The following is a 24,154-nucleotide window of genomic DNA, read 5'->3' on the forward strand; positions in this document are numbered from 1 at the left end:
GTCCCCGTCCCCATTCCCGCCACCGCCACCGCCACCGGCGGCGCCATCGCCGGCACCTGCGCCCTCGCCGGCCGACGCGGGCACGTCGACGGCGAACAAGGCGGGGCCGGTGTCGGTCGTGGCGGCGACGAGCAGTGCCCGCGCGGCCGTGGCGTCCGCGACGACGGGGGCCGTCCCGGTCAGCTCCCAACCGCCGGCCACCTGCTCGGCGCGCACCGTCGCCAGTGGCGTCCAGCCGTCGACGGTGCGTCCGACCGCGACGGCCGCCGGTGTCAGGCCCGAGGCGATCGCCGGCAGCAGCGCGGCCGCGGCGGCCGCACCCGGTGCGATCCCGTCCACAACGGCGAGCAGTGCGGCCTGGGCGATCGCGCTGGACAGCAGCGGCACCGGTGCCACCCGGCGGCCCAGTTCCTCCTGGGCGACGGCCAGCAGCGCCAGCCCCGCCCCCTCACCACCGTGCTCCGCCGGGGCGGCGAGCCCCACCACGCCCATGGCCGAGAGCTCCGACCACAGCTGTCGATCCCAGCCGCCCGGCGCGGCCGCGATCCCCCTGACCTGTTCGATGTCGCAGCGTTCGCGCAGCAGCCGTGCCAGCGCGTCGCGCAGCTCGTCCTCCGCCTCGGTGGTGTCCACGCTCACCTCGCTCCTCGTCGTCCCGCGGCACCGACGCGGCGCCCCGCGGCACCGCCGTGGCCTCTCACCCGCGCCCGACCCCCGGCACCGGGGGCGGTGCCGGCAGGCCCAGCACCCGCTCGGCGATCGTGTTGCGCTGGATCTCGGCGGTGCCGGCGCCGATCGTCGACGACCGGCTCATCAGGTAGCCGTAGGTCCACCGGCCGCCCTCGGGCGCGGTCGGCTCGCGGTTGCCGAGCACCGCGTCCGGGCCGATCACCCGCAGTGCCACCTCGTGCAGACGCTGGTCGAACTCCGAGCGCATCAGCCGGTTGACCGAGGACGCGGGCCCGGGATCGCGTCCGGCGAGCACCGTTTCCAGGGCCCGGCGGCTGTTCGAGGCGAGGATGCGCACTCCCGCCTCCATCCGCGCGAGGTCCTGACGCACCACCGGGTCGTCCCCGGCCGGCGAGGCGGCGGCGAGCGCGATCAGCTCGGTCACCACTCGGCGGTAGCGGAACTCGTCCGACAGGAACGCCGTGGCCCGCTCGTGGCCCAGGCTCGTGCGCGCGATCGACCAGCCCTCGTTCTCCTGGCCGACGAGGTTCTCGACCGGCACGCGCACCTCGTCGAGGAACACCTCGGCGAAGTGCGTTCCGCCGCTGATGTCACGCAGCGGCCGCACCGTCAGCCCCGGCGAGGTCATCGACAGCAGCAGGTAACTGATTCCCTTCGGGCCCGGTTCACCGGTGCGTACCAGCGCGAACATCCAGTCGGCGAGGTGCGCCTGGCTGGTCCACACCTTCTGGCCGGTGACGACGTAGTGGTCGCCGTCGCGCACGGCCCTCGTCGACAGCGCCGTCAGCTCGCTGCCGGCGCCGGGCTCCGAGAAGCCCTGGCACCAGAACTCGTCCGCGCGCAGCAGGGGACGCAGGAAACGCTCCTTCTGCGCGGGTGTGCCGTGGCGGATCAACGTGGGGGCCACGATGAACGACAGGCCGCACGGGTGCCGGGGAGCCCGGGCCCTCGTCATCTCCCGGTGGTAGGCGATCTGGTCGGGCAGCGAGAGGTCCATGCCGCCGACCTCCTTCGGCCACCCCGGCGCCGCGAGCCCCGCGTCGGTCAGGTCGGCATGGAAGGCGCGGGCCCAGGTGAGCCGCGCGGTGCCACCACGGGGCGCCGCGCCCGCGTGCGCGGCCAGGAACTCCCGCAGCGGGCCGAGGAACTCGCCCTGCCGGGGCCGGTCAACGGTCTCCACCGCTGCCACCACGCCTCCTCCTCGTCGTGCGGACCGCGTCCACAGGCGGGCCCTGTCCCTGGCGACGGACGCCGCCGTACGAACATCGTTGCAAGGTTACATGGTTTACTAAGTTCGCGAGGAAGACAAGAACTGGAGCGGCGGTTCCCACCGGCCGATCGGCGCCCGTGGCGCCGCCGGGGCGCCACGCTCCCGACGCGGAGGTGTCGAGACGTGCAGTGGGGACTTCCCTGGCCGGGCCCGCAGGTCGCGGAGCTGGCCGAACAGGCTGGGGCAACCGCCTTCTGCGCCGGCGAGTTCGCCGACACGAACTCCTACCTGACAACGGGCGAGATGGTCGCCGCCACCCGCCGGGCCCTGGTCGGGCCCGGCATCGCCTACGCGTTCGCCCGCTCGCCTTTCGTGCACGCCTCGGCGCTGCGGCACCTGTCCGCGCGCGCTCCCGGGCGGCTCTTCCTCGGCCTCGGCTCCGGCACCTACCGGATGAACACCGACTGGTTCGCGTCGGCGGCCAGCGAGCCGGTCCGGCGGATGGAGGACCTCGTCGGGGCCATCCGTGCCTACCTGACCGCGGAGAACGGCCGGCCGGTGGTGCACGAGGGCGAGTTCTACCCGATCCACGCCGACATCCGCGCCCCCGTTTTCGGCCGGCTCGACGTGCCGATCCTGCTCGGCTCGTTCAACCGGCGGATGGTGACCGCCGCCGGGCGGACCGCCGACGGCATCCTGGGCCACGGCGTCTTCACCGACCGGTGGTGGACGGAGACGATCCGCCCGAACCTGCACGACGGCGCCACCGCGGCCGGCCGGGACCCGCAGTCGCTGCGCCGCTGGGGCTGGCTCATCACCGCCGTCGACGAGCAGGACCCGGAGCGGGGACGGCGCGACGCCCGGCTCCAGATCGCCTTCTACCTCACGGTGAAGACCTACGACACCCTCGTCGAGCTGCACGGCTGGGGCGACGAGGTGGCCGCGATCCGCACCGCGTTCCGCTCCGGGGACATTGCGGGGATGGCCGCGGCCGTCAGCGACGAGATGCTCGACGCGATCGCCCTGTGCGGTGACCTCCAGGAGGCCGGGCAACGCCTGGCCGCCCGCAAGGCCCTGCCCGACCTCGCGTTCCTGTCCAGCCCGGCGTTCATGGTCAGCGACCGGCGCCGGGCCCGCTACGCCGAGTCGGCGGTGCGTCTCATGAGCGCCGTCGCCGCCGCCTGACGGGGGCGGAGCTCACCAGCCGAGGAGATCCTCGGGGAGGTCGCGGATGTAGCGGACCCGCGCGTCGCCGTGCTCGCGGGACAGCGCCGCCGCGGTGTCGGCGTCGCCGTCGCCGACCGCCTCGGCCACCTGCCGCCACTGCTCGCAGGCCAGCGCAATGCTGTCCGGGTCCAGCAGGAGGGGCCGCGAGGTCGGGTAGCGCGACAACGAGCCGAGCACGTCCTCGAACAGCTGCAGGGTGGGGCTGCGCGCGAGCTCGGCGAGCAGGATCCCCCACTGTGCCCGGGCCCGGGCGTGATCGCGCTGGTTGCCGCCGACGGCCTGCTCGACGAAGGTCAGCAGCCGCCGGCGCTCGGCCTCGTCCGGGTTGAGAGCGGCCAGCCGGGCGCACTCCGTGGTGATGAGGGTGTAGGTGGCGCTGATGTCGGCGAGGGAGGCCCGCCGGGTCCGTAGGAACACCGAGGCCACATGGGCGACACCGGCCGCATCGGGCCGCTGCCCGTACAGCCCGCCGTGATGGCCGCGGCGGACGGTGAGGATCCCCTCGGCCTGCAGCAGCCGCACGGCCTGGCGCAACGACGGCCGGCTCACCCCGAACCGGGCCAGCAGCTCGTCCTCCTGCCCCAGGTAGAGGTCGCCGTCCTGGCGGCTGAGAATCTCCTCGCGCAGCACGTGGGCGACCGCCGACGCGGTGCTCTGCGCGGCCACCCGCTCCATGCGCCCCCCACTCAAGCGTGATGTGCGCGAGATACTACTTTCAGATACCTGCGGGCGGCCCGCTCGCCCTCACTCGCCAGCGCCGGCGACGGCGACGGCGACGGTGACGGCCGCGACCCGGAACACCGGCAGCTTCCATCCGTCGGCGATCTCGATGAAGTCGACGGTGAGCGGCGTACCGATCTCGACCGCGCCCGGATCGGCGTCGACGACGTTGCTCACCAGCCGTGCGCCCGGCGCGTCGGGCAGGTCCACGACGACGGCGGCCAGGGTCAGCTCCGGCTGGCCGGGCAGGCCCTGCACGATGCTGAAGCTGTACACCGTCGCCCGTCCGGACAGGGTCACCCAGTCGACGTTCTGCGACTGGCAGGTCGGGCAGAACGGCGACGGCGGCAACCGGAAGGTCCCGCAGTCGGCGCACTTCGGCGCGACCAGCCGGTTCTCCTTCGCCGCCTGCCAGAACGGCTCAGTCGCCGAGTCTGTGGTGATCTGGATGCCGGCGGGCGGCAGGGTCGTCGTCAGGGTGCTCATGCCGTCCGTCCCAGGATCAGGCCGCTGACCGGCAGGGTGGCCGGGCCGCCGGTGACGAGCGCGAGCTTCGCGTCCGGCACCTGGTTGACGGCGGTGCCGCGGAGCTGCTCGACGCCCTCCACGATGTGCGTCATGCCGATGATGTAGGCCTCCGAAAGCTGGCCGCCGTGCGTGTTGACCGGAATCGAGCCGCCCTTGTAGCGGATGGCTCCGGACTCGACGAACGGGCCGCCCTCACCTTTCTTGCAGAAACCGTAGTCCTCGAGCTGCATGAGGACCATGGGGGTGAAGTGGTCGTAGATCAGCGCCACGTCGATGTCGTCGGGGGTGATCCCGGCCCTGTCGTAGAGCCGCCTGGCGATCGGGGCGTGCCCGGAGGAGGCGAAGTACTCGTCGGGCATCCCGTACCAGGCGAACGCCCGACCCCACTCCCGCACGCCGCCGTGCGCCGCGGCGACCACGCCGACCGGCGTGCGCCGCAGGTCCTTCGCGCGCTGCGCGCTGGTCGTGATGACCGCGACGGCACCCTCGGTCTCCAGACAGAAGTCGAACAGGCACAACGGATCGGCGATCATCCGCGCGTTGAAGTAGTCGTCCAGGGTCAGCGGAGTCCGCATGATCGCCTTGGGCCGGGTGAGCGCGTTCTCCCGGCTGGACAGGGCGATCTCCGCGAACGCCTCCCGGCGGGTGCCGTAGTTGTGCATGTGCCGCCGCGCCAGCACCGACATCAGATGCCCCGGGCCGACCAGCCCCGACGGCTGCAGGAACGAGTTCTCCGGGCTCGGCGCGACCGAACCGAAGACCGTGCCGAGACGCTGCTTGACCTGCTGCAGCGCCATCACGGTGACGACGACGGTGGCGTCCCCGGCGAGGATCGCCGCGCGGGCCAGGCCGATCGACCCCGCCGATCCGCCGCCGCCCGAGGTGAGCGCGGCGGAGAAGGTCACCTCGGGGATGCCGAGGGTCTCCATGAACGTGGCGGTGTCCATCGACTGCCCGTAGCCGGCGCCCGCCCCCGAGTAGTAGGCGAAGCCGTCGATGTCCCTGACCGACAGACCGGCGTCCTCGCACGCGGCGATGATGGCCTTGCCCGCGAGCTCGGTGATGGTCTGCGGCGCGGAGCCGCCGCGCCGGTAGTACGGCGTGGCGCCGACGCCGACGATCGCCGTGTCGAACGGACCCGAGGCACTCACGCCGCCACTGCCACGCTCGGCGCACCGACGCCCGGGAACAGCTCGAGGAACGTGTCGACGGTGATCCGCTTGCGGACGTCGTCCGCCACGCCGTCGAACAGGCCGTGCAGCGTCTCCTGGGTGTGGCCGAACGTGCCCTCCATGTGCGGGTAGTCACTGCCCCACATGACGTTGCGGTAGCCCATGCCGGTCAGCGCCGCGACCGCGGAGGCGTCGTGCTGGAAGGAGGCGTACACCTGCGAGTACAGGATCTCCTTGGGGCTGCGCGTCAGCTTGGGCCGCACCGCCATGTGGTGCTGGCGGTAGCCCTCGGTCATCCGGTCGGCGAGGAAGGGCACCCAGGTCGCGCCGCCCTCGGCGACGAGGATCCGAAGGTTCGGATGGCGGTCGAGCGCCCCGGAGGCGACCATCTTCATCGCGGCCCGCTGGCCGGAGAACGTCGTCTCGGTGTAGTTCAGCACCGCGCCGCCGGGTCCGCGGTAGACGACGCCGACCTGCTGGCTGCCGATGTCGATCGGGTCGGTGCCGACGTGGAAGGCGAGCACCATGTTCGCCGCCTCCGCCGCCGCCCAGAACGGCTCCCAGGAGTCGCGGTTCCAGTCGTCGGCCAGCGGATGCGGGGTGGTCGGCAGGAACACCGCGCGGTAGCCGAGCTCGGCGGTGCGCTCCAGCTCGGCCACCGCGTCGTCGACCTGGAGCGTGGAGACCTGCGCGGTCGGGACCAGCCGCGGCGAGACGTTCATGATCGCATCGATCGCCCAGTCGTTGCTGACCCGCAACGCCTCGCGCAGCACCTCGGGGGTACGAAACGACGAGCTCCACAGGCCCAGCGACGGGAACACCAGCTCGCCCCAGACGCCCTCGGTGTCGAGGTCGGCCAGGCGCAGAGTCGCGTCCCGCGCGCCGGGCGCCCGGCTGCTTTCGTCGAGGAACTCCTGGGCCGCCACGTTCGGCAGCTTGCGGCGGAAGGACTGGCCGTCGACGTGGACGGTCTCGTAGGTGCCGTCGGGGTCCTTCACCGCTCTCGGCACGAGTTCGGCCAGCCGCGGCGGCAGGTTCGACCGCCACAGGTCGTCGGGCTCCAGAAAGTGCGAGTCGCCAGAGTTCGCCCAGATCTTTGCCATGTCGTCCTGCCTCCGCATGGGTTGCGCCGACCGGACGGGTGCCTGCCGCCCACAGCGCGCGTGCTGTCGCCGGAACCTGATGGCACGGAACCTGATGGCACGGAACCCGCCACCATCAATGGCGACTCAGTTGACATGGTTACTTTAGATACCTGAAAGACCTGTACGCAAGTGCCGGGCGCCCGGAGTCCGCGCGGGAGTTCCTCCAGCTATGGCCACCCATCCTAGTGAACTAGGTATATTTTCCTGGATGTGGCGGCCGCCATACTCTCGCCGAGCCGAGGAGCGCCGGTGCACCCGGAGAACGCGCGACCTGCCCACCTGGTCGAGCCGGCCAGAACCGTCGAGGCACTCCCGACCGCCAACCCGCCGCGGTCGCTCACGCCGGTCCGGCCGCTGCCCGACATCGCGCCGCTCCCACTCGCCGCGCTGCTGCACCTGGGCGCGGCGGGTCATCCGGACACCCGGTTGGCCTTCCGCAGCCCGGTCGACACCCTCACCACGGATCTGGGCACGCTGTACGAGCGGGCCGCGCGGGTCGCCGGCGGCCTCGCCGCACGCGGGATCGGCCCGGGGGACGTCGTCGCGCTGCAGTTGACCAGCCGGGTGCAGAGCGCGATCGCGCACGCCGCGGTGCTGTTACGCGGGGCGGTGCTGCTGCCGATCGTGCCCATCTACGGGATCCGCGAGGTCGCCTTCATCCTGCGGCAGTCGGGGGCAAGCGCGATCATTCTGCCGGGACGGCAGGCGGCGCAGATCGCCGAGCTGCGCGGGGCGCCCGACGGGCTGCCGGCCCTGCGCCACATCGTCACCGTCGCCGACGGCCCCACGGCACCGCCCGACACCACACCGCCCGACACCACACCGCCCGACACCGTGCCGTCCGACTCCGTGCCAGCCGACACCGTGCCGTGGCAGGAGCTCGCACTGGCCCCGCCGCTGGCGCCGTGCGCCCGGCCGCTCGACGAGGTCGCCGTGCTCGTCTACACCTCGGGGACGACCGCCGCGCCCAAGGGCGTCACCCACACCCACCGCTCGGTCGCCGCGGAGGTCGCCTCGTTGCGCAGCCTGCGCGCGGGCCAACCCGACCCCGTTTACCTCGACCTGTTCCCGCCCGGTCACATCGCCGGGCTGAGCGTGCTGCTACGGACCCTCGTCGACGGGCTACCGACCGTCTTCCTCGAACGGTTCGATGCGGCGGAGGCGATCAAGCTCGTCCACGCGCACCGGGTGACCGCGTCCGCGGGGGTGCCGTTTCACCTGACCGCGCTGCTGGATGCGGCCCAGCGCGACGCCCGCGGCCTCGGGCCGCTGCGCGACTTTCTCGTCGGGGGGGCCAGCGTGTCTCCCACCCTCGTCGAGCGGGCCGAGCGGGCCGGCGTCAGCGCCTACCGCGCCTACGGTTCCAGCGAGCATCCGACGATCAGCTCGGGCAGCGCGGCCGACCCGCTCGACCGGCGGGCCGCCACGGACGGGCGGGTGATGCCGGGCAGCGAGGTCCGCATCCTCGACCCCGCCGGCCACGACCTCGGCCACGGCGAGGAGGGCGAGATCGTCACCCGCGGCCCGGAGCAGTTCGCCGGCTATCGCGATCCGGCGCTCGACGCGACCGCGTTCACCGCCGACGGCTGGCTGCGCACCGGCGACATCGGCCGGGTCGACGCCGACGGCTACCTGACCATCACCGATCGCATCAAGGACATCATCGTCCGCAACGGGGAGAACGTCTCCTCGAAGGAGGTCGAGGACCTGCTCATGACGCATCCGGCCGTCGCGGAGGCGGCCGCCGTGGCCGAGCCGGACAACCGCACCGGCGAACGCGTCTGCGTCTTCGTCCTGCCGCGGCGGGGATCGGTCCTCGACCTTGACGAGGTGCGGGCGCACTTCGCCGCCGCCGGCGCCGCAAAGCAGAAGACCCCGGAACGGCTCGTGATCGTCGCCGATCTGCCGCGGACCGCGGCGGGCAAGGTCCGCAAGCACGAGCTGCGCGCGGACCTGCACGCCGGCGGAGCCCACCACCTCCCCGCAACGGACGGACCGAGCTGACCGGCGGGCTGACCGGGCCGACCGGCGGGCGGCTGATGCGCGGCAGGACTAACACCGGGACGCCCGCGCCGTGGCGGTCAGCCGGCTGCGCCGACCAGGGTCAGCGCGAACCGACCGTAGGTGTAGACGATCTCGTCCTCGCTCAGGTCGCCGTCCTCGCGGTACCAGGCGGCCACCCCCATCCCGAGGTCGAGCAGGGCGTAGGAAGCGAGCTTGACCGAGGCCACGTGGAACCGGGAGGCCGCGACCCCCTCCTCGATCAGCGCCCGGATGAGCCGCTCGTAGCTGCTGCGCCGGGCGACGACCACCGCCCGGTTGGCCTCGTCGAGACTGCGGATCTCCCGGTTGCCGACGAACGCCTCCAGGCGGTGGCGGGTGTGGAAGCGCACGTGCGCCTCCACGGCGCGGCGCAGCCGGTCCGCGACATCGTCGACGCCGGCGACGGCGAGGGCGTGGACGTCGTGCAGGACGTCCATCGCGTCGAGCATGATCGCGAGGAGCAGGTCCTGCTTGGAGCTCACGTGCTTGTACAGGCTTGGACCCCGGATGCCGACCGCCGCGCCGATCTCCGTCGTGGTGGTGGCCTCGTAGCCGCGTTCGGCGAACAGCTTCAGCGCCGCGTCGCGGATCGCCCGCCCGCGCGGGCTGAGCTGCGGTCGCGCCAGCACCGCCCGGTCCGATCCACTCATCCGTCCCCACCCACGACCATCGCCGCGGCTACGAACCGGTAGCCACGGATATGCGGACCACTGCCCGCACCATGCCCATGTTAGCAGGCATGAATTTCCCACAGGACTGGCGGATCGCCGCCACCCCTGCTATCAAGGCTACTGAGCATTAGCCTTCCAGCCGACCCGCGCCCACGGGGGCCGGCGCTCGCACCGAGGCGGGAGATCGTCATGCCCATTGATTTTTCGCAGCCGCCCGAGGTCGTCGACCTCGTCGAACGCACGGCTGCCTTCGTCCGCGACGTCGTGATCCCGGAGGAGGAGCGCTACGCCGGCGTGCTCTCGGCCGGCGGGGAGGCGCTGCGCACCCGGCTGCAGCAGGCGGCCCGCGACGCTGGGCTGTTCGCCCCGCACGTCTCCCAGGAGTACGGCGGCCTCGGGCTCGGCATGACGGCGCGGGCGCCCGTGTTCGAGGCCGCCGGCTACTCGCTGTTCGGGCCGCTGGCGCTGAACTGCTCCGCGCCCGACGAGGGCAACATGCACATGCTTGAGATCATCGCCACCGACGAGCAGAAGGAACGGTATCTGCGCCCCCTCGCCAGCGGCGAGGTCCGATCGTTCTTCGCGATGACGGAGCCGGCGCCCGGGGCCGGCTCGGATCCGGCGGCCCTGACGACGACCGCCGTCCGGGTCGACGGCGGCTGGCGCATCGACGGCCACAAGTGGTTCTCCACCGGCGCGGACGGCGCGGCCTACGCGATCTGCTTCGCCCGGACCTCCGGCAAGGTCGGCACCGTCGGCGGCGCGACCATGTTCCTCGTCGACGCCGACAACCCCGGCCTGAAGATCGTCCGGCACATCGACACCCTCGACCAGGGCATGATCGGCGGCCACTGCGAAGTGATCTTCGACAACTGCGTGGTGCCGGACTCGGCGATCCTCGGCGAGCTCGACCAGGGCTTCGCCTACGCGCAGGTGCGCCTCGGCCCGGCCCGGATGACGCACTGCATGCGCTGGCTCGGCATCGCCCGGCGCGCCCAGGACATCGCGATCGACCGGATCGCGCAGCGCCGGCTGTTCGGCTCCAAGCTCACCGAGCTCGGCATGGCGCAGCAGATGATCGCCGACTCGGAGATCGACATCGCCGCCTCCCGCAGCCTCATCCTGCAGGCCTGCTGGGAGCTCGACCAGGGGCAGCGCGCGGCGCAGTCCACCGCGATGACCAAGACGTTCGTCGCCGAGGCGATCTGGCGGGTCGTCGACCGGGCCATTCAGCTCTGCGGCGCCGCCGGCGTCTCCGGCGAGCTGCTGCTGGGCCGCTACCTCAACGAGGTCCGCGCCTTCCGGATCTACGACGGAGCGTCGGAGACCCATCGCTGGGCGCTCGCCCGGCGCGCGGTCAAGCAGCGACTGAAGGCGACCGGCGCCCTCGAGTCGGCCTCATGACCGCGCTCGAGCCCCCGCGCGGCGCCGAGGAGGGGCTGGTCGCCCCGCCGGGCCTGGACCTGGCGGCGCTGTCCGCCTACCTCGACGCCGCCGTCCCCGGCCGGTCCGGGCCGCTGCGGGCCACCCTGCTCAGCGGCGGCCGGTCGAATCTGACCTACCACGTGTGGGACGACGCCGCGCACTGGGCGCTGCGCCGGCCCCCGCTGGGGAACCTGACGCCCTCGGCGCACGACATGCGACGCGAGTACCGGGTGGTGGCCGCGCTGCGCCAGACCCCGATTCCGGTGGCCGACGCGGTCGTCTACTGCGACGACCCCGCCGTGCTCGGGGTGCCGTTCGCGATGGTCTCCCTGGTCGACGGGGTGGTCCTGCGCAGCCGGGCGGACCTCGCCCCCTACTCCGACGCCGACGTGCGTCGCTGCGCCGAGAACCTGCTGCGCACCCTCGCCCGGCTGCACGCCGTGGACCACCGCGCCGTCGGACTGGAGCGGTTCGGCCGACCCGAGGGCTACCTGCGCCGCCAGGTCGACCGCTGGTGGGGGCAGTGGGAGCGGGTGCGGACGCGGGCGCTGCCGGACCTCGACGCGCTGCACTCCCGGCTGGACACCGCCGTGCCGGCGGAAAGCGACGCCTCGATCGTGCACGGCGACGCCCGCATCGACAACTTCGTGCTGGACCCGGACGACATCGGCGTCGTGCGGGCCCTGCTGGACTGGGAGATGGCGACCCTCGGCGACCCGCTGGCCGATCTGGGTCTCACCGTCGTCTACCGCGACCCGGACTTCGATCCGGTGCTCGGCGGCTCGGCCGCCGCGGCGAGCGACCGGATGCCCGGCGGGGATGAAATGATCGAGATCTACGCGCGCGAGTCCGGCCGGGACATCGTGAACATGGACTTCTACCTGGCGCTCGGCTACTTCAAGCTGGTGGTGATCGCCGAGGGCATCCACGCCCGGCATCTCGCCGGCAACACCGTCGGAGAGGGTTTCGACCTCGTCGGCCAGGCCGTGCCGGCGCTCGCCGCGGGCGGGCTGCGCGCACTCGCCGGCTGAACCGCCCCCGGCCGGGGTTCAGCGGAAACCGCCCCCGGCCGGGCCGGCACCCTCACACCCGAAACCGGCGCCCTCACCCTCACCCGGGGCCGGCTCAGCCGGGCAGCTCCAGGCCGAGATGCTCGCGCAGGGTCGTGCCGGTGTATTCGGCTCGGAAGACACCGCGCTCCTGCAGCAGCGGCACGACCTGGTCGGCGAAATCGTCCAGGCCGCCCGGGACGATGTGCGGGACGAGGATGAAGCCGTCGCTGGCGTCCTGTTGGACGAACCGGTTGATGGTCTCGGCAACCGTGGCGGCCGAGCCGATGAAGGACTGCCGCCCGGTGACCTCGATGACCACCTCGCGCAGCGAGAGCTTCTTCGCCTCGCTCAGCTCGCGCCACTGACGCACCGTGGCCAGCCGGTCGTCGAACATCCGCACGCTGGCCCGCCCCTTGGAGATCGTGTTCTCCCCCGGCAGCGGGTCGACCTCGGGAACCGGCCCGTCCGGGTCATAGGACGACAGGTCCCGGTTCCACAGCTGCTCGGCGAACAGAATCGCCGTCGCCCCGCTGACCTGCTGGTGGCGGATCACCTCGGCCCGCTCGCGCGCCTCGGCGTCGGTGTCGCCGAGGACGAACGTCGCTGCCGGCAGGACCACGAGCTGGTCGGGCCGACGGCCGAACTTCGCGAGCCGGCCCTTGATGTCGGCGTAGAAGGCCTGGCCCTCCTCGAACGTGCTGTGCCGGCTGAAGATCGCGTCCGCCGAGGAGGCCGCGAACTCCCGACCGGCGTCGGAGTCGCCGGCCTGGAAGATCACCGGCCGGCCCTGCGGGCTGCGCGGCACGTTGAACTGCCCGCTGATGTCGAAGAAGTCGTCGTGATGCGCGAACGCCCCCGGCCCGGGCTCGCGCAGGAACTGCCCGGTGTCCTTGTCCGCGATGATCTCGTCACCGTGCCAGGAGTCGAACAGCTCCCAGGCCGTGTGCAGGAAACGCCGGGCCCGCTCGTAGCGATCCTGCTCCGCGAGGTAGCCCCCACGGCGGAAGTTCTCCCCGGTGAAGGCGTCCCAGGACGTGACGACGTTCCAGGCGGCCCGCCCCGCGGAGAGGTGGTCGAGGCTGGCGAACTGCCGGGCGACCTCGTAGGGCTCGTTGAACGTGGAGTTGATGGTGCCGGCGAGCCCCAGCCGGTCGGTGACCGCGGCGATCGCGGCCAGCACGGTGAACGTGTCCGGCCGGCCGACGACGTCCAGGTCGTGGATGCGGCCGTTCTGCTCGCGCAGGCGAAGCCCCTCCGCGAGGAAGAAGAAGTCGAACTTGGCCCGCTCGGCCGCGCGGGCGAGGTGGACGAACGAGCTGAACTCGATCTGGCTGCCCGCCGCCGGGTCGCTCCACACGGTGGTGTTGTTCACCCCGGGGAAGTGCGCCGCCAGATGGATCTGCTTGGTCGGCCTGCTCATGGAGGTCCTCCGCTGTTGTGGACAGGGGTGCCGGCGGCGGGCTAGACGGCGGCCGTGGAGTTGGTGGCGGCGGCTGCCGCGGCGTAGCGGTTGGCGGGTCGGGCCAGGCCGAGCAGGCCCCGCAGCGTGGCCGCCTCGTAGGCGGTGCGAAAAGCCCCACGGGACTGGAGTTCACCGACGAGCCCCCGGGTGATGCCCTCGAGGTCGTGCGGAATGGTCGCGGGACGCAGCCGGAAGCCCGCCAGCCCGGCCGACTGCCAGTCGAGCAGGAGATCGGCGAGTTCGCCGGGGGTCCCGGCGACGATGTGCGCGTCGCTGCCCTGGGGGGCGCCGGCCCGCTCGTCGAGCCGGGCACGGTTGTCAGCGGCCTGGGCCGCCGAGTCGGCGAGGTGCACGACCAGATCGGCGAACACGTGCACGGTCTCGTCGCCCCGACCGGCCGCGTCCTGCTCGGTCCGGATCTCCCCGACGATCCGGCGAGCGTCGTCGGCGTCGCGGGGCGTCACGTAGACGACGTCGGCCTGGCGCGCCCCGAGCCGATAGGGCACCGTGTTGTGGCCGAGGACCGTGACCAGCGGCTGGCCCTGCGGTGGGCGGGGCACGATCGAGGGCCCGCGCACGCTGAACCAGCGTCCCTCGAAGTCGATGTAGTGCAGCTTGTCCCGGTCGACGAACCGACCGGTGGCGACATCGCGGATCTCGGCGTCGTCCTCCCAGCTGTCCCAGAGCCGGCGGACGACCTCGACATAGTCGGCCGCCTCGTCGAACAGTTCGGTGATCAGCGCGACGACCTCGGGCCGGTCCAGATCCGCGACCGTGATTCCGGGAATCTGCCGCCGGCCGAACAGGGCCGCCTCGGCCCCGCCGCTGCCGGCCCTGACCCGCAGCCCGCCCCGCCCCGCGCTGACGTAGTCCAGCGTCGCGATGGCCTTGGAGATGTGGAAGGGCTCGGTGTGCCCGGCGATGACCGACGGGACGAGACCGATGCGCGTGGTGAGCGGGGCGACCCGAGCGGCGATGAGCACGGCGTCGAGCCGGCCGCGAACCCGGTCGGTCCGGTCGTCCGGACCGTCGAACCGGTCCGACTGCAGGCCAAGGGAGTCCTCGATCGTGACGAAGTCGAGCAGGCCGCGCTCGGCCTCCTGGACCAGATCGGTCCAGTACCGGGCGTCGAGCAGTTCCGCGGTCCGCGCGCGTGGCTCCCGCCAGGCTGCCGGATGCCAGCCGGCCCCGTCCAGCGCGAGGGCGAGGTGCAGCGGCGGGCGGGGGGTCATCGGACGCAATCCTGCACGGGGCGCAACGGGCACTCCTCGGATGGTGGGAACCGGCTGACGAACGGCGGGCGCAGGACGAGACCTGGCCTGACCTGACCTGGCCTGACCTGGGGCTACCGGGACAGGACCTGGGCTGCAGGCGAGGGACTGGGTGGCAGGGAGACGCACCCGACGGCCATGAGCCGCGATCGGCGGCGGGTCCGGTGGCGGACCCTGGTGGGCGGCCGCGGCGATCGAGAGCCGGCCGGCCGCCGGGGTTAACGGCTCCCGGCCCACCAGGGAATGCCGGGGTTACCTCCGCATCAACGACAGCGACTGGATTCGGCGCGTCCGAAATCGATGCATCGGCGGCACGTCAACAGCGGCGAGATGCGCACACCATTTACTCTGAGTAGGTCGGCTTTCCTCGGTCAAGAGCAGATGCTGTGATGTGCAGCACAAGGCGTTCTACAATGATAATTCGCAGGCGTTCCGCTTCCGCCGCGACGGCCGACCCAGGATCATCATCCCCGCGAACGCCGCGAAGCGCGGTACGGTTTCGCCCGCGCGGCCGGCGGACGAGGGGTGGGCATCGTGAGTACGGTCGATTTGTCTGGATTAGCCGACATTCTCAGTATCTCCCCGGGTCTCAGCGGGTACCTGGCCCGACCGGCCACCAGGGGCCCGGTCCCCACCGCGGTCGACGCACCGCCGGTGAAGGAACTCCCGCGGCCCGGCGTGATCGTCCTGCACGAGGCATGGGGCCTGGACGAGACCGTGCGCGCGATCGCCGACCACCTGGCCGACCTCGGATACCTCGCCCTGGCCCCGGACCTGTTCAGCGCGGGTGGCGCCCACCGCTGTCTGGTGGCGACGGTGCGGGCGGTGACCTCGGGACGCGGCCGGGCGTTCGACGACATCGAGGCCGCGCGGCGGTGGCTGACCGCCCTACCGGCGTGCAACGGCAAGGTGGGCGTGGTCGGCTTCTGCCTCGGCGGCGGCCTCGCCCTGCTCAGCGCAGGTCGGGGCTTCGAGGTCGCCGCGGTCAACTACGGACCACTTCCACGTGAGCTCGACGCCTCGCTGCGGGCGGCGTGCCCGGTGGTGGCCAGCTACGGCGGCCGGGACCGCATCCTGCGCGGCACCGCCGGCCGGCTTTCCGCGGCGTTGGACCGGGCCGGCGTCCCGCACGACGTCAAGGAGTATCCGACGGCCGGGCATGCGTTCCTCGGCGCGCGACCCGACGGCAGCCCGAGCGGCCCACGAGTCCTGCGCCCGGTGCTGCGCGCCGCCGGGATCGGCCCCGAACCGGTCGCCGCCGCCGATGCCTGGGTCCGGATCGAACGATTCCTCGCGGAGTATCTCGGCCCCTGACCCTGCGGGGCGCTCGCGCGTCGACCCCTCTCCTCCCCGGTTGGCCGGGCCGCCTGACCGGCGGGTTTGTTCAGTCCCATGATGAAGATGTGGCATGGGTCACTTATCCCTGCGGTTGGCGGAGTCGTGTCCGCCGTGTTTCGGTCTGTACATGCCGACTCCGCCCCCGCTGGTGCACAGACGGCACATCGACCTGATGCTCGTCTCCACCGCCGTCTGTCCCGCTCGCCGCTCGGCTTCCTTCGGCTGACCGCGACGGTCTACCGGCGCCGGCACGCCAGGCTCCCATCGGGCGCCGCCTGGGCGCTTTCCGCATGACGCTGCGCGCGGATGCGGTCGTCCGGGCGGGCGCATCCGCGCGAGAGGAATGCTTCCCGTCCGGAGGGGTATTGCCCGTCCGGCGACCGCTCGGCCCCACAGGACCTGCTGCCGTCCCCACTCGGCCGCCGACGCGCCGCTCCCGGCACGCACCGACACCTCGGGCCCGGACACGCGCTCCACGCAATGCCATCCACCTCAGTCGCGGCACCAGCCGCCAGCCACGCGGCCGGCCGCCCGAAATCCAGCTGGAGAAACAAGATGACCGTCACCGATGACCTGACAAGCAACGCCGCCCGGTATGCCCGCGACTTCACCGCCGGAGACCTGCCCCTACCTCCGAAGCTGGGGGTCGCGGTCGTAGCGTGCATGGACGCCCGGCTGAACGTCTACGGCGTGCTGGGACTGACCGAGGGTGACGCACATGTGATCCGCAACGCGGGCGGCGCGGTGACCGACGACGAGATCAGGTCACTCGCCATCAGCCAGCGGCTGCTGGGGACCCGGGAGATCATCCTCATCCACCACACCGACTGCGGCATGCTCACGTTCACCGACGAGGCGTTCAAGGCGCAGATCGCCGCCGAGACGGGCATCCGGCCGCCGTGGGCCGTCGAGACGTTCACGAACCTGGCCGACGACGTCCGGCAGTCGATCGCCCGCATCGCGGCCAGCCCGTTCATCCCGCACAAGAACTCGGTTCGCGGGTTCGTCTACTCGGTCGAGAAGGGCACGCTCACCGAGGTGCGCTGAGCCCTCGGACCGGCACCGCACGAGCGGCCCCGCTCCCTACGCCATCGACCCGGCCCCCACCGCCATCGACTCCGGCGCCGCCGTCGACTCCGGCGCCGCGGTGCGCAGGTCGTACGCCTGCTCGGCCGCGCGGATCGCGTCCACGTTGCTCTCGGCCCAGGTCTTGAGGGGTGTGATCAGGGGATAGAGGTCACGGCCGAGTGCCGTCAGCTCGTAGTCGACGCGGACGGGAACCGACGCGGTGACCCTCCTGTCGACCAACCCGCTGCGTTCCAACGTCCGCAGGGTCTGGGTGAGCATCTTCGGGCTGACCCCGGCGATCTCCGTCTTCAACTCGCCGTAGCGCCGCGGTCCCGCCGAGACCGCGGTCAGCACCAGGCCGACCCACTTGTCGCTGAGCATCTCGAAGACCTTTCGAGACGGGCAGGTCGCCATGAAGGCGTCGTAGGCCATTTTCGCCTCGGCCCGCCGCTGCGCGGCCGTCCTGGTGGCCATGGGGTTCCTCCGGGAAACTAGGGAACTCTCAGGTAACTACTACCCGAAAGATACTCGCACTCGTAGCGTTCGGACGACCGCCGCGGCACCCGCCGCGGCACCGAACCGGAGGTAGATCCGATGCGAGCGCTCACGATCCCGGCCTATGACGAGACCAGCCCGCTGACCCTGACGGAGCTTGCGACACCGCTCCCCGCCCCCGCAGAGGTCCGGGTCCGCGTCGAGGCCGCGGGGGTGAACCCGGTTGATCCCTTCATCCGGTCCGGCGGCTTCGCTGCGGTGTCCACCCAGCAGTCACCGCAGGTGGTGGCCGGATGGGAGCTCGCGGGTGTGGTCGACGCGCTCGGTGCGGGGGTCACGGGATGGCCGATCGGCACGGCGGTCGTCGCACTGATCGACTGGGTGGGCGCGCCGGGCGGGGCCCACGCCGAGCAGGTCGTTCTGCCCGCCGACCTGCTCGCCGCACGCCCGGACGCGCTGGCTCCGGCAGTCGCGGCGACCGTTCCACTCAACGCGCTCACGGCCCATCAGGCGGTGGCCGAGCTGCACCCGAGGGCGGGTGCCACCGTCGTCGTCACCGGAGCGGCCGGGGCCGTGGGCTCCTTCGCCGTCCAGTTCGCCGCCGGTACCGGAGCGCGAGTCGTGGCGGTCGCCGGATCCGAGGACGAGCAGACGGTTCGTCGGCTGGGCGCGGAAATCTTCGTCGCTCGCAGCGACGATCCGGTCGCCGCAGTGCGCGCGATACTTCCCGACGGTGTGGACGGCATCGTCGATGCCGCCCTGCTTGGCGAGTCGATCATTGACCTGGTGCGACCCGGCGGCACCTTCGTCGGCCTCACCCCGTACTCGACTCCGTCACCGCGTTCCGAAGTGACGACGGTGTCGCTGAACGTCCACGGAGATGGCCGAACCCTCGCCACGATCATGGACGCGATCGCGCGAGGCGAGCTGGCGGTGCGCGAGGTGGAGACCTACCCCGCCGCCGAGGGAGCCAGCGCCTACGCCCGGCTGGCCAAGAGTGGCCGGCGAACGGGCCTCAGCCTGCTGTTCTGAACACCGAGGGCGTTCCACGCCCGCCGGCGTCGTACATTGGTCCAATGAGTGAGACAGTGATCTCATATTCTGAGACACCCATCTGGGATCCCGCCACCTACGACGCGCAGCGCCACCGCCTCGTCCCCTCGTTCGACCTGCTGTACGGCTCGGTCGGCGAGCTGGTGGCTCGGCTCGGCGGAACCCAGCCCAGGGTTCTTGACCTGGGCGCGGGAACCGGATTGTTGGCCGCCGCCGTCGCCGCCGCGGTGCCCGGAATCCGGCTGCACCTGTTCGACGGCGCCGGGCCCATGCTCGCGAAGGCCCGGGCCCGGCTGTCCGCGGAACTCGTCGAAGCCGTCACTGTCGCCGACCTCTCCTCGGTGCTGCCGCCCGGGCCCTACGACGCCGTCGTCTCCGCGCTCGCCATCCATCACCTCGACGACCCCGGCAAGCGGGACCTGTTCACCCGGGCGCACTCCGTGCTGCGCCCGGGTGGGGTCTTCGTGAACCTGGAGCAGGTCGACGGGCCGACCCCGGCTCTCACCCGGCAGTACGAGGACATGCACGAGCGGCACGCGCGGGCGGCGGGCTCGGACGACGCCGAATGGCAGGGCGCCCTGAGCCGGATGGCCTTCGACCGGTGCGCCCCGCTCGCCGATCAGCTTGCCTGGCTGGCCGAGGCCGGCTTCGACCCGGTCGACTGCGTCGTCAAGAACGGCCGGTTCGCCGTCTACGCCGGTTGGCGTGCCTGAGCCGTCCACCAGGCCGCCCGGCCCCTCCTTCACCGGGCCGGGCGGCCTGGTGAAGGAGCCGCTGCGCCGGACCCCGGCCCGCTCACAGGAGCCCCTGCACCACCTCCAGACGGACGGCGTCCAGCGCCGTGGACAGGGCCGCCCCCGGGCATTCGGTGGCCATCCAGTCGCGATGCCCGCTGATCGCCGACACCCGGCGTCGGGCGCCGCCGGCCGGACTGACGTAGTCGACGCTGCCGACGGGGTTCAGACTGTGGGCTCCGCAGAGCGCCTGCAACACCAGCACGAGCGAGCGGCGCGCGGCGGCCGTCGGAACCCGGGTCCGGTGGTCGCCGAGCAGCGCGACCCCGACGTTGCCGGCGTTGAATCCGCCGACGTGCGCGCCGGTGACCACCTGGCCGTCCGGACGGTGGCCGGGAACCCCGTCGGTCCCGGACCAACGTCCCTCGTAGAGGGTGCCCGCCTCGTCGATGAGGAAGTGGTAGCCGATATCCGCCCAGCCGCGCTCCACCGTGTGGAAGTGGTAGACCGCCCGCACGGTCGCCGCCGGGTCCGGATCGTCGTTCGGCGTCACAGTGTGATGCACGGTGATCACCTGTCCCGGATGGTAGGTCGTTCGCCAGGGCTGGCCGGTGGCCGGGTCGAGCCGCAGCGACTCATCGGCGCCCCAGGCCGCCCGAGGTAGGTAGCGCAGGCCCAGGGCCGACGATGCCGACCCTGGCGGCGCGGAGGAGGCGGGAGTCGCGGAGAACGCAGGCGGTGGGGTGGTCTGAGCTGCTGGTGGAGGTCCGACCGCCGGGGCTGGGCCCGCTGAAGCGGCCAGCGGTGCGCGTCGCGGCCGTGGCACCGCGCGAGCCCTCGCCGGATCGCTCGACGACACCGCGGCGGACAGTCCGGCCACGGCGGCGAGGGCGGCCTGAGCCGTCACGTCTGGGACGGTCAGCCGCCGCGGCGGCCCGGACGTCGTGTTCAGCGCCGTGACGGCAACCCCGGAGGCTCCCGGCGGCACCCGCAGTTCGTAACCGGTGGCGGTCCTGGCCCCCATCAGGACCGCATGCGCGGACGAGGCACCGGGACCGCGATCATCCCGCTCGGCGGGACAACCGACGGCCAGCGGGCTCCAGGTGCCGTATCCGCCGTTCGCCCGCCGTAGGCGGATCGCGGGGACCGTGTTCCCGGGCCCGGCTGCCAGGCCCGGGCCGGCGTCGCCGCCCGGACCGCTCCAGCGCACGGCCACGTAGCCGATGCGGAACACCGCGGTAGCCGGGCCCGTTCCCCTCGACGTCGTGCTCAGCGTCCGAGGGATGATCACCACCCGGGTACCCGCCCGGCTCAACAGACCCGCGGCGAGCGATGCATCCGCCACGCCGGCCGAGCTTGCGGCCACCGGGGCGGCGGCGAATCCCATCGCCGCCCAGCCTCCGACGCCCGCACCGGCCAGGCCGAGAACCCTTCGCCGGGAAGGTGGTGCCAGGTAGTGGGGGCGGCGGGGCGGATCGGCGGCGGGCATGGTGTCCTCCGTGCTCACATGGTCGGGTCAGCAGGCACCCTATGGCATCGGAGTATTACCCTACGTATCTACGTGCCGACCGGTTCGACTGGGCCACGTGGTCTGCGCGAACCACCCCGACCGGCATGGCGAAGGCCTCGATCCGGCCCGGGCGGACTATCGGCGGATCACTGGTGCGCGTCGGCGTCGAGCACCGTGGGATCGCCCACCTCGATGCCATCGATGACGAACCCGCGAGTGCCGGTCACGACCGGCGGGGCGCCGCCGTCGGCCTGCCACCTGTTGCGCAGGAAGTAATGCCAGGTCGGAGTCTGCGTGGGGGTGGGTCTCTCCCACCGGGCGGCTTCCGCGCGACCTCGCTGATAGGTGATTTTGGTGGTCATCCGGAGCCCTGGGTCGGGCTGTCCGCCCGCGGCCGGGCCGCCGTTGGTCACGTACGCCGCGTATGACGGCAGCGCCGGCAGCCGACGGTCGTCGTCCTCTCGACCGGCGACACCGTTCGTCCGATCGGTCCTGCCGACGGGCAGTTGCCCCGCGCCCCGCGGCCCCGTGCCGAGACGCGTCTGCCCCGTCGAGCCGGGGCTGGGCAGACCGGAGGCCAACACGCCGTACCGGCCCCCGCGGCTGGTCGGCGCGGTCACGCCGTTCACCTCGGCCAACCCCGGCGCCGCCTGCGGACCGCTGCCCGGGCCCGTGACGACAGCCGTCTCACCGGAGTCCTCACGCAGGCCGAAGCGGTCGTGCAGGCGTCGCAGCGGCGCCGGGGCCCACCAGTTGTACTTGCCGGCCAAGGCCATGAACGCCGGCACAAGAATCGCCCGTACGACGGTTACGTCGAGTGTGATCGCAACGGTCAGGCCCACCCCGACAAGTTTGATCATGCTGATGTGGGAGGTGGACAAGGCAATCATGACCACCACAAGGGCAAGCGCCACGCTGGTGATCAGCGGCCCCGTCACCCCCAGCCCGATGGCCACGGATTCCTTGTTGTCGCCGGTGCGCTGATATTCCTCGCGGATCCGGGCGAGCAGGAAGATCTCGTAGTCCATACTCAGCCCGAACGCGATGAAGAACATCAGCACCGGGCTCGTCATCTCGAGCGTTCCCGAGACCTGGAAGTCCCCGACCAGGCTGTGCAGGTGGCCCTCCTGGAAGACGAAGACGAGCAGACCGATCGTCGCGGCGAGGTTGAGCGTGTTCAGGAACATCGCCTTGAGGGGGAGCAGCACGCTTCCGGTGAACAGGAACAAGAGGATGAAGGTGGCGGTCATCACAACCGCGAAGGCAGGTGGAAGGCTACGCAGGATGGTGCGCGAGGTGTCCAGAAAATGGGGGGCGAGACCACCCATGCGGACCTCGAACGGCGCCGGGGTCGCTTTCAGCTCCCGGACCAGGTCCTTCGCCTGCTCGGACACCGGAGAGGTGTCGCCCTGCCAGACCGAAAGCCAGGCGCCGCCGTGGGTGCCCACGAATCCGGTCGCCACCTTCGGTACCTCACCGACCCGCTTTCCCTGCATGAAGCTGCCGGTCACGGTGTCGATGCGGGCAATGCCCGGAAGCGCGGACAACCGAGTCGCATAGTCGCTCAGTTTGGCGGCGTTGACCGGGTCGCGCGCGTCCACCCCCGGCACGACGATGGGAATCTGGCAGGGCAGGCAGACGATGAAATCGTCGCGCATCGCGTCGTTCACGATGTGGGATTCCGCGGCGGCCGGCAGCACCGTGTCGTCGGCCAGCGCCAGATTGAGGTGTTGAAGCGGCGCGGCGCAGATCAGCAGGACGGCGACGGCCGCGCCGCCATACAGCAGCGGCCGCCGCATGACCCGGCGGGCCAGCGCCGTCCAGCCGCGCCCGGCGGCGGAGACCTCACGCGAGCGATGTCCGCCCGCGCGGCGGGCACCGGCCGGCTGACGCCCACCGGCACCTCGCCACCGGGACAACACGGCACGGATGTCCCCACGATCGAGCCGGTCCCCCAGGGCCATCAGCGCCGCGGGGAGCACGAGCAGCGCCGCGATCTCCGAGGTCACGACGACGATGATGCCGGCGAAGGCGAACGAGCGAAGGTAGTAGAGCGGGAAGACGAGCGCGGCCGTCAGCGACAGCGCGACGGTCACCCCGGAGAAGAAGACCGTGCGCCCGGCTGTCTCCAGCGTCCGACGTAGCGCCGCGCCCGGGAACAACCCGCGGTCCTGTTCCTCCCGGAACCGCCGGAGAATGAACAGGCTGTAGTCGACCGCAAGGCCGAAGCCCAGCGCAGTGGTCAGGTTCACCGAAAAGACGGAGACGTCGGTGAGCGTCGCGGCCAGCCGCAGCAGCGCCAGGCTCGTCACCACCGACACCACGCCGACCAGCACCGGCAGAAGGGCGGCCGCCACCGTCCCGAAGGCGAAGAGCAGAACGAGGAAGACCAGCGGGGCGGCGGTCATCTCCCCGCGTTCGAGGTCAACTCGGCTGCGTTCGGTCACGTCGCGCATGACCGCGGGGGCGCCGCCGAAGCGGACCTGCACTCCCGGCCCCACGTGGGAGTAGCGCTCGTGCAGCGTGCCGAGCCGATCCTGGATGTGATCCTCGGATCCGGTGAGCCGGAACACGATGAGCGCCGAGTGGCCGTCCTTCGCACGCAGCAGCGGATTGCCGGCCTGGGAGCCGTTCAGCCAGTACGACAGGACGGAGGTCACCCCGGACTCTGCCGCCAGCTGCCTGGTGAGCTCGCGGCCGAGATGCAGTGGCGTCGGACCGTCGATCCCCTCGTCCGAGGTGAGCATGACGGCGACGTTCGGGGGCGCGTCGGGAAATTCGGCGTCGAGTAGCTGTTCAGCCTGGGTCGACGGGTCCCCCGGCGCGTAGAAGCCGCCGGTGGCAAGCTGATGGTAGATCCCGGCGTTCCACGGCAGCAGCACCACCACAAGCAGGCAGGCGGCCGCGAGCAGCCGGCCACGATGCAGCACCGCCGCGTCCGCCGCCATCGTGAACAGGGAACGCGGCGGCGCCGGAACGCCGGCCATGGAGGCCACCGACGCCATAACCCGGCGCGACACTCGCGGTGGGCTGCCGCCACCGGTTCCTGTTTCCGCAGGTAGATGGCCCACCCATTCGTCTTCCTCGTCGCGTTCGCGTGGCAGCGCGGCATACGCCACCCGATCGGTTCGGGATTCGCGTTCCTGCTCCGAATCGGCGAACGACGGCATGACGCTCCCTTCGAGGATCCCCCGCAACGGTGGATCTCCCGGCAGCCCGGTGATCGCACGACGGCGCCGAGATGGCCGCAGGGTCGGACGTGCAGCACGGCGAGGACGTCCCGGGTCGCTACCTCAAAACTAGACCTCCCCGAGGTCGTCGATTCCGAAATACCCCCGTA

The 24,154-nt window shown here is 72.0% G+C and carries 20 protein-coding genes; 8 read left to right on the forward strand and 12 right to left on the reverse strand.

Annotated features, from left to right (window positions below):
• Both NBZ83_RS10795 and NBZ83_RS10800 read right to left on the reverse strand, forming a co-directional pair.
• A partial coding sequence (locus tag NBZ83_RS10795) for an acyl-CoA dehydrogenase family protein (RefSeq protein WP_261574888.1) occupies window positions 1-639 on the reverse strand: 639 nt, incomplete at its 3' end.
• A 58-nt stretch (window positions 640-697) separates the two neighbouring features.
• Window positions 698-1,879 carry an acyl-CoA dehydrogenase family protein gene (locus NBZ83_RS10800; protein WP_261574889.1) on the reverse strand — a complete coding sequence of 394 codons (1,182 nt, stop codon included), beginning with the start codon at window positions 1,877-1,879 and terminating at the stop codon, window positions 698-700.
• 204 nt (window positions 1,880-2,083) lie between these two features.
• On the opposite strand from NBZ83_RS10800, the gene NBZ83_RS10805 reads away from it, so the two are divergent.
• Window positions 2,084-3,085 carry an LLM class flavin-dependent oxidoreductase gene (locus tag NBZ83_RS10805; protein ID WP_261574890.1) on the forward strand — a complete coding sequence of 334 codons (1,002 nt, stop codon included), beginning with the start codon at window positions 2,084-2,086 and terminating at the stop codon, window positions 3,083-3,085.
• 12 nt (window positions 3,086-3,097) lie between these two features.
• Here the strand turns inward: NBZ83_RS10805 and NBZ83_RS10810 are convergent, their stop codons facing one another.
• The 4 genes from NBZ83_RS10810 to NBZ83_RS10825 form a co-directional block, all read right to left on the reverse strand.
• Entirely contained in the window at window positions 3,098-3,802 is a 705-nt protein-coding gene (locus tag NBZ83_RS10810; protein ID WP_261574891.1) for a FadR/GntR family transcriptional regulator, read from the reverse strand.
• 69 nt (window positions 3,803-3,871) lie between these two features.
• Complete coding sequence (locus NBZ83_RS10815) at window positions 3,872-4,333, reverse strand: Zn-ribbon domain-containing OB-fold protein (RefSeq protein ID WP_261564957.1); 462 nt, start codon at window positions 4,331-4,333, stop codon at window positions 3,872-3,874.
• Window positions 4,330-5,526, reverse strand: a complete 1,197-nt coding sequence (locus tag NBZ83_RS10820) for a thiolase C-terminal domain-containing protein (RefSeq protein ID WP_261564958.1) — start codon at window positions 5,524-5,526, stop codon at window positions 4,330-4,332. The genes NBZ83_RS10815 and NBZ83_RS10820 overlap by 4 nt, the downstream gene beginning before the upstream one ends.
• Window positions 5,523-6,650 carry an amidohydrolase family protein gene (locus NBZ83_RS10825; protein WP_261564959.1) on the reverse strand — a complete coding sequence of 376 codons (1,128 nt, stop codon included), beginning with the start codon at window positions 6,648-6,650 and terminating at the stop codon, window positions 5,523-5,525. The genes NBZ83_RS10820 and NBZ83_RS10825 overlap by 4 nt, the downstream gene beginning before the upstream one ends.
• 291 nt (window positions 6,651-6,941) lie before the next feature.
• Between NBZ83_RS10825 and NBZ83_RS10830 the strand changes: the two genes are divergently transcribed.
• Window positions 6,942-8,696 (forward strand): class I adenylate-forming enzyme family protein, encoded by a 1,755-nt coding sequence (locus NBZ83_RS10830; RefSeq protein ID WP_261574892.1) that lies wholly within the window; start codon window positions 6,942-6,944, stop codon window positions 8,694-8,696.
• A gap of 77 nt (window positions 8,697-8,773) precedes the next feature.
• On the opposite strand, the gene NBZ83_RS10835 is transcribed toward NBZ83_RS10830, so the two are convergent.
• Window positions 8,774-9,385, reverse strand: coding sequence for a TetR/AcrR family transcriptional regulator (locus tag NBZ83_RS10835; protein ID WP_261564961.1), 612 nt, complete (start codon window positions 9,383-9,385; stop codon window positions 8,774-8,776).
• A 210-nt stretch (window positions 9,386-9,595) separates the two neighbouring features.
• Here NBZ83_RS10835 and NBZ83_RS10840 point away from each other — a divergent pair, with 210 nt between their 5' ends.
• Both NBZ83_RS10840 and NBZ83_RS10845 read left to right on the forward strand, forming a co-directional pair.
• Entirely contained in the window at window positions 9,596-10,810 is a 1,215-nt protein-coding gene (locus NBZ83_RS10840) for an acyl-CoA dehydrogenase family protein (protein WP_261564962.1), read from the forward strand.
• Entirely contained in the window at window positions 10,807-11,862 is a 1,056-nt protein-coding gene (locus NBZ83_RS10845) for a phosphotransferase family protein (RefSeq protein ID WP_261564963.1), read from the forward strand. The genes NBZ83_RS10840 and NBZ83_RS10845 overlap by 4 nt, the downstream gene beginning before the upstream one ends.
• A 94-nt stretch (window positions 11,863-11,956) precedes the next feature.
• Here NBZ83_RS10845 and NBZ83_RS10850 read toward each other — a convergent pair whose 3' ends face one another.
• Both NBZ83_RS10850 and NBZ83_RS10855 read right to left on the reverse strand, forming a co-directional pair.
• On the reverse strand, window positions 11,957-13,303 hold the full coding sequence (locus NBZ83_RS10850; protein WP_261564964.1) for an NtaA/DmoA family FMN-dependent monooxygenase: 1,347 nt from the start codon (window positions 13,301-13,303) through the stop codon (window positions 11,957-11,959).
• A gap of 41 nt (window positions 13,304-13,344) precedes the next feature.
• Window positions 13,345-14,577 (reverse strand): LLM class flavin-dependent oxidoreductase, encoded by a 1,233-nt coding sequence (locus tag NBZ83_RS10855; RefSeq protein WP_261564965.1) that lies wholly within the window; start codon window positions 14,575-14,577, stop codon window positions 13,345-13,347.
• 573 nt (window positions 14,578-15,150) lie between these two features.
• Here NBZ83_RS10855 and NBZ83_RS10860 point away from each other — a divergent pair.
• The gene (locus NBZ83_RS10860; RefSeq protein WP_261574893.1) at window positions 15,151-15,930 is read left to right on the forward strand and encodes a dienelactone hydrolase family protein; all 780 of its coding nucleotides are present in this window, start codon (window positions 15,151-15,153) and stop codon (window positions 15,928-15,930) included.
• A 579-nt stretch (window positions 15,931-16,509) separates the two neighbouring features.
• Window positions 16,510-17,001: a beta-class carbonic anhydrase gene (locus NBZ83_RS10865; RefSeq protein WP_261564967.1), complete on the forward strand. Its 492-nt coding sequence runs from the start codon at window positions 16,510-16,512 to the stop codon at window positions 16,999-17,001.
• A 36-nt stretch (window positions 17,002-17,037) separates the two neighbouring features.
• Here NBZ83_RS10865 and NBZ83_RS10870 read toward each other — a convergent pair whose 3' ends face one another.
• Entirely contained in the window at window positions 17,038-17,496 is a 459-nt protein-coding gene (locus tag NBZ83_RS10870) for a winged helix-turn-helix transcriptional regulator (RefSeq protein ID WP_261564968.1), read from the reverse strand.
• Window positions 17,497-17,616: 120 nt separating this feature from the next.
• Here NBZ83_RS10870 and NBZ83_RS10875 point away from each other — a divergent pair, with 120 nt between their 5' ends.
• Both NBZ83_RS10875 and NBZ83_RS10880 read left to right on the forward strand, forming a co-directional pair.
• A complete protein-coding gene (locus NBZ83_RS10875; protein WP_261564969.1) occupies window positions 17,617-18,549 on the forward strand; it encodes an NADP-dependent oxidoreductase in 933 nt (310 codons plus the stop codon).
• A gap of 56 nt (window positions 18,550-18,605) precedes the next feature.
• The gene (locus tag NBZ83_RS10880) at window positions 18,606-19,283 is read left to right on the forward strand and encodes a class I SAM-dependent methyltransferase (protein ID WP_261564970.1); all 678 of its coding nucleotides are present in this window, start codon (window positions 18,606-18,608) and stop codon (window positions 19,281-19,283) included.
• Window positions 19,284-19,365: 82 nt separating this feature from the next.
• Here NBZ83_RS10880 and NBZ83_RS10885 read toward each other — a convergent pair whose 3' ends face one another.
• On the reverse strand, window positions 19,366-20,793 hold the full coding sequence (locus NBZ83_RS10885) for a peptidoglycan recognition protein family protein (protein ID WP_261574894.1): 1,428 nt from the start codon (window positions 20,791-20,793) through the stop codon (window positions 19,366-19,368).
• Window positions 20,794-20,960: 167 nt separating this feature from the next.
• Window positions 20,961-23,801: an MMPL family transporter gene (locus NBZ83_RS10890; RefSeq protein ID WP_261564972.1), complete on the reverse strand. Its 2,841-nt coding sequence runs from the start codon at window positions 23,799-23,801 to the stop codon at window positions 20,961-20,963.
• Window positions 23,802-24,154: the final 353 nt, after the last annotated feature.

The organism is Frankia gtarii (genome assembly GCF_025403375.1).
Classification (GTDB): Bacteria; Actinomycetota; Actinomycetes; order Frankiales; family Frankiaceae; genus Frankia; species Frankia gtarii.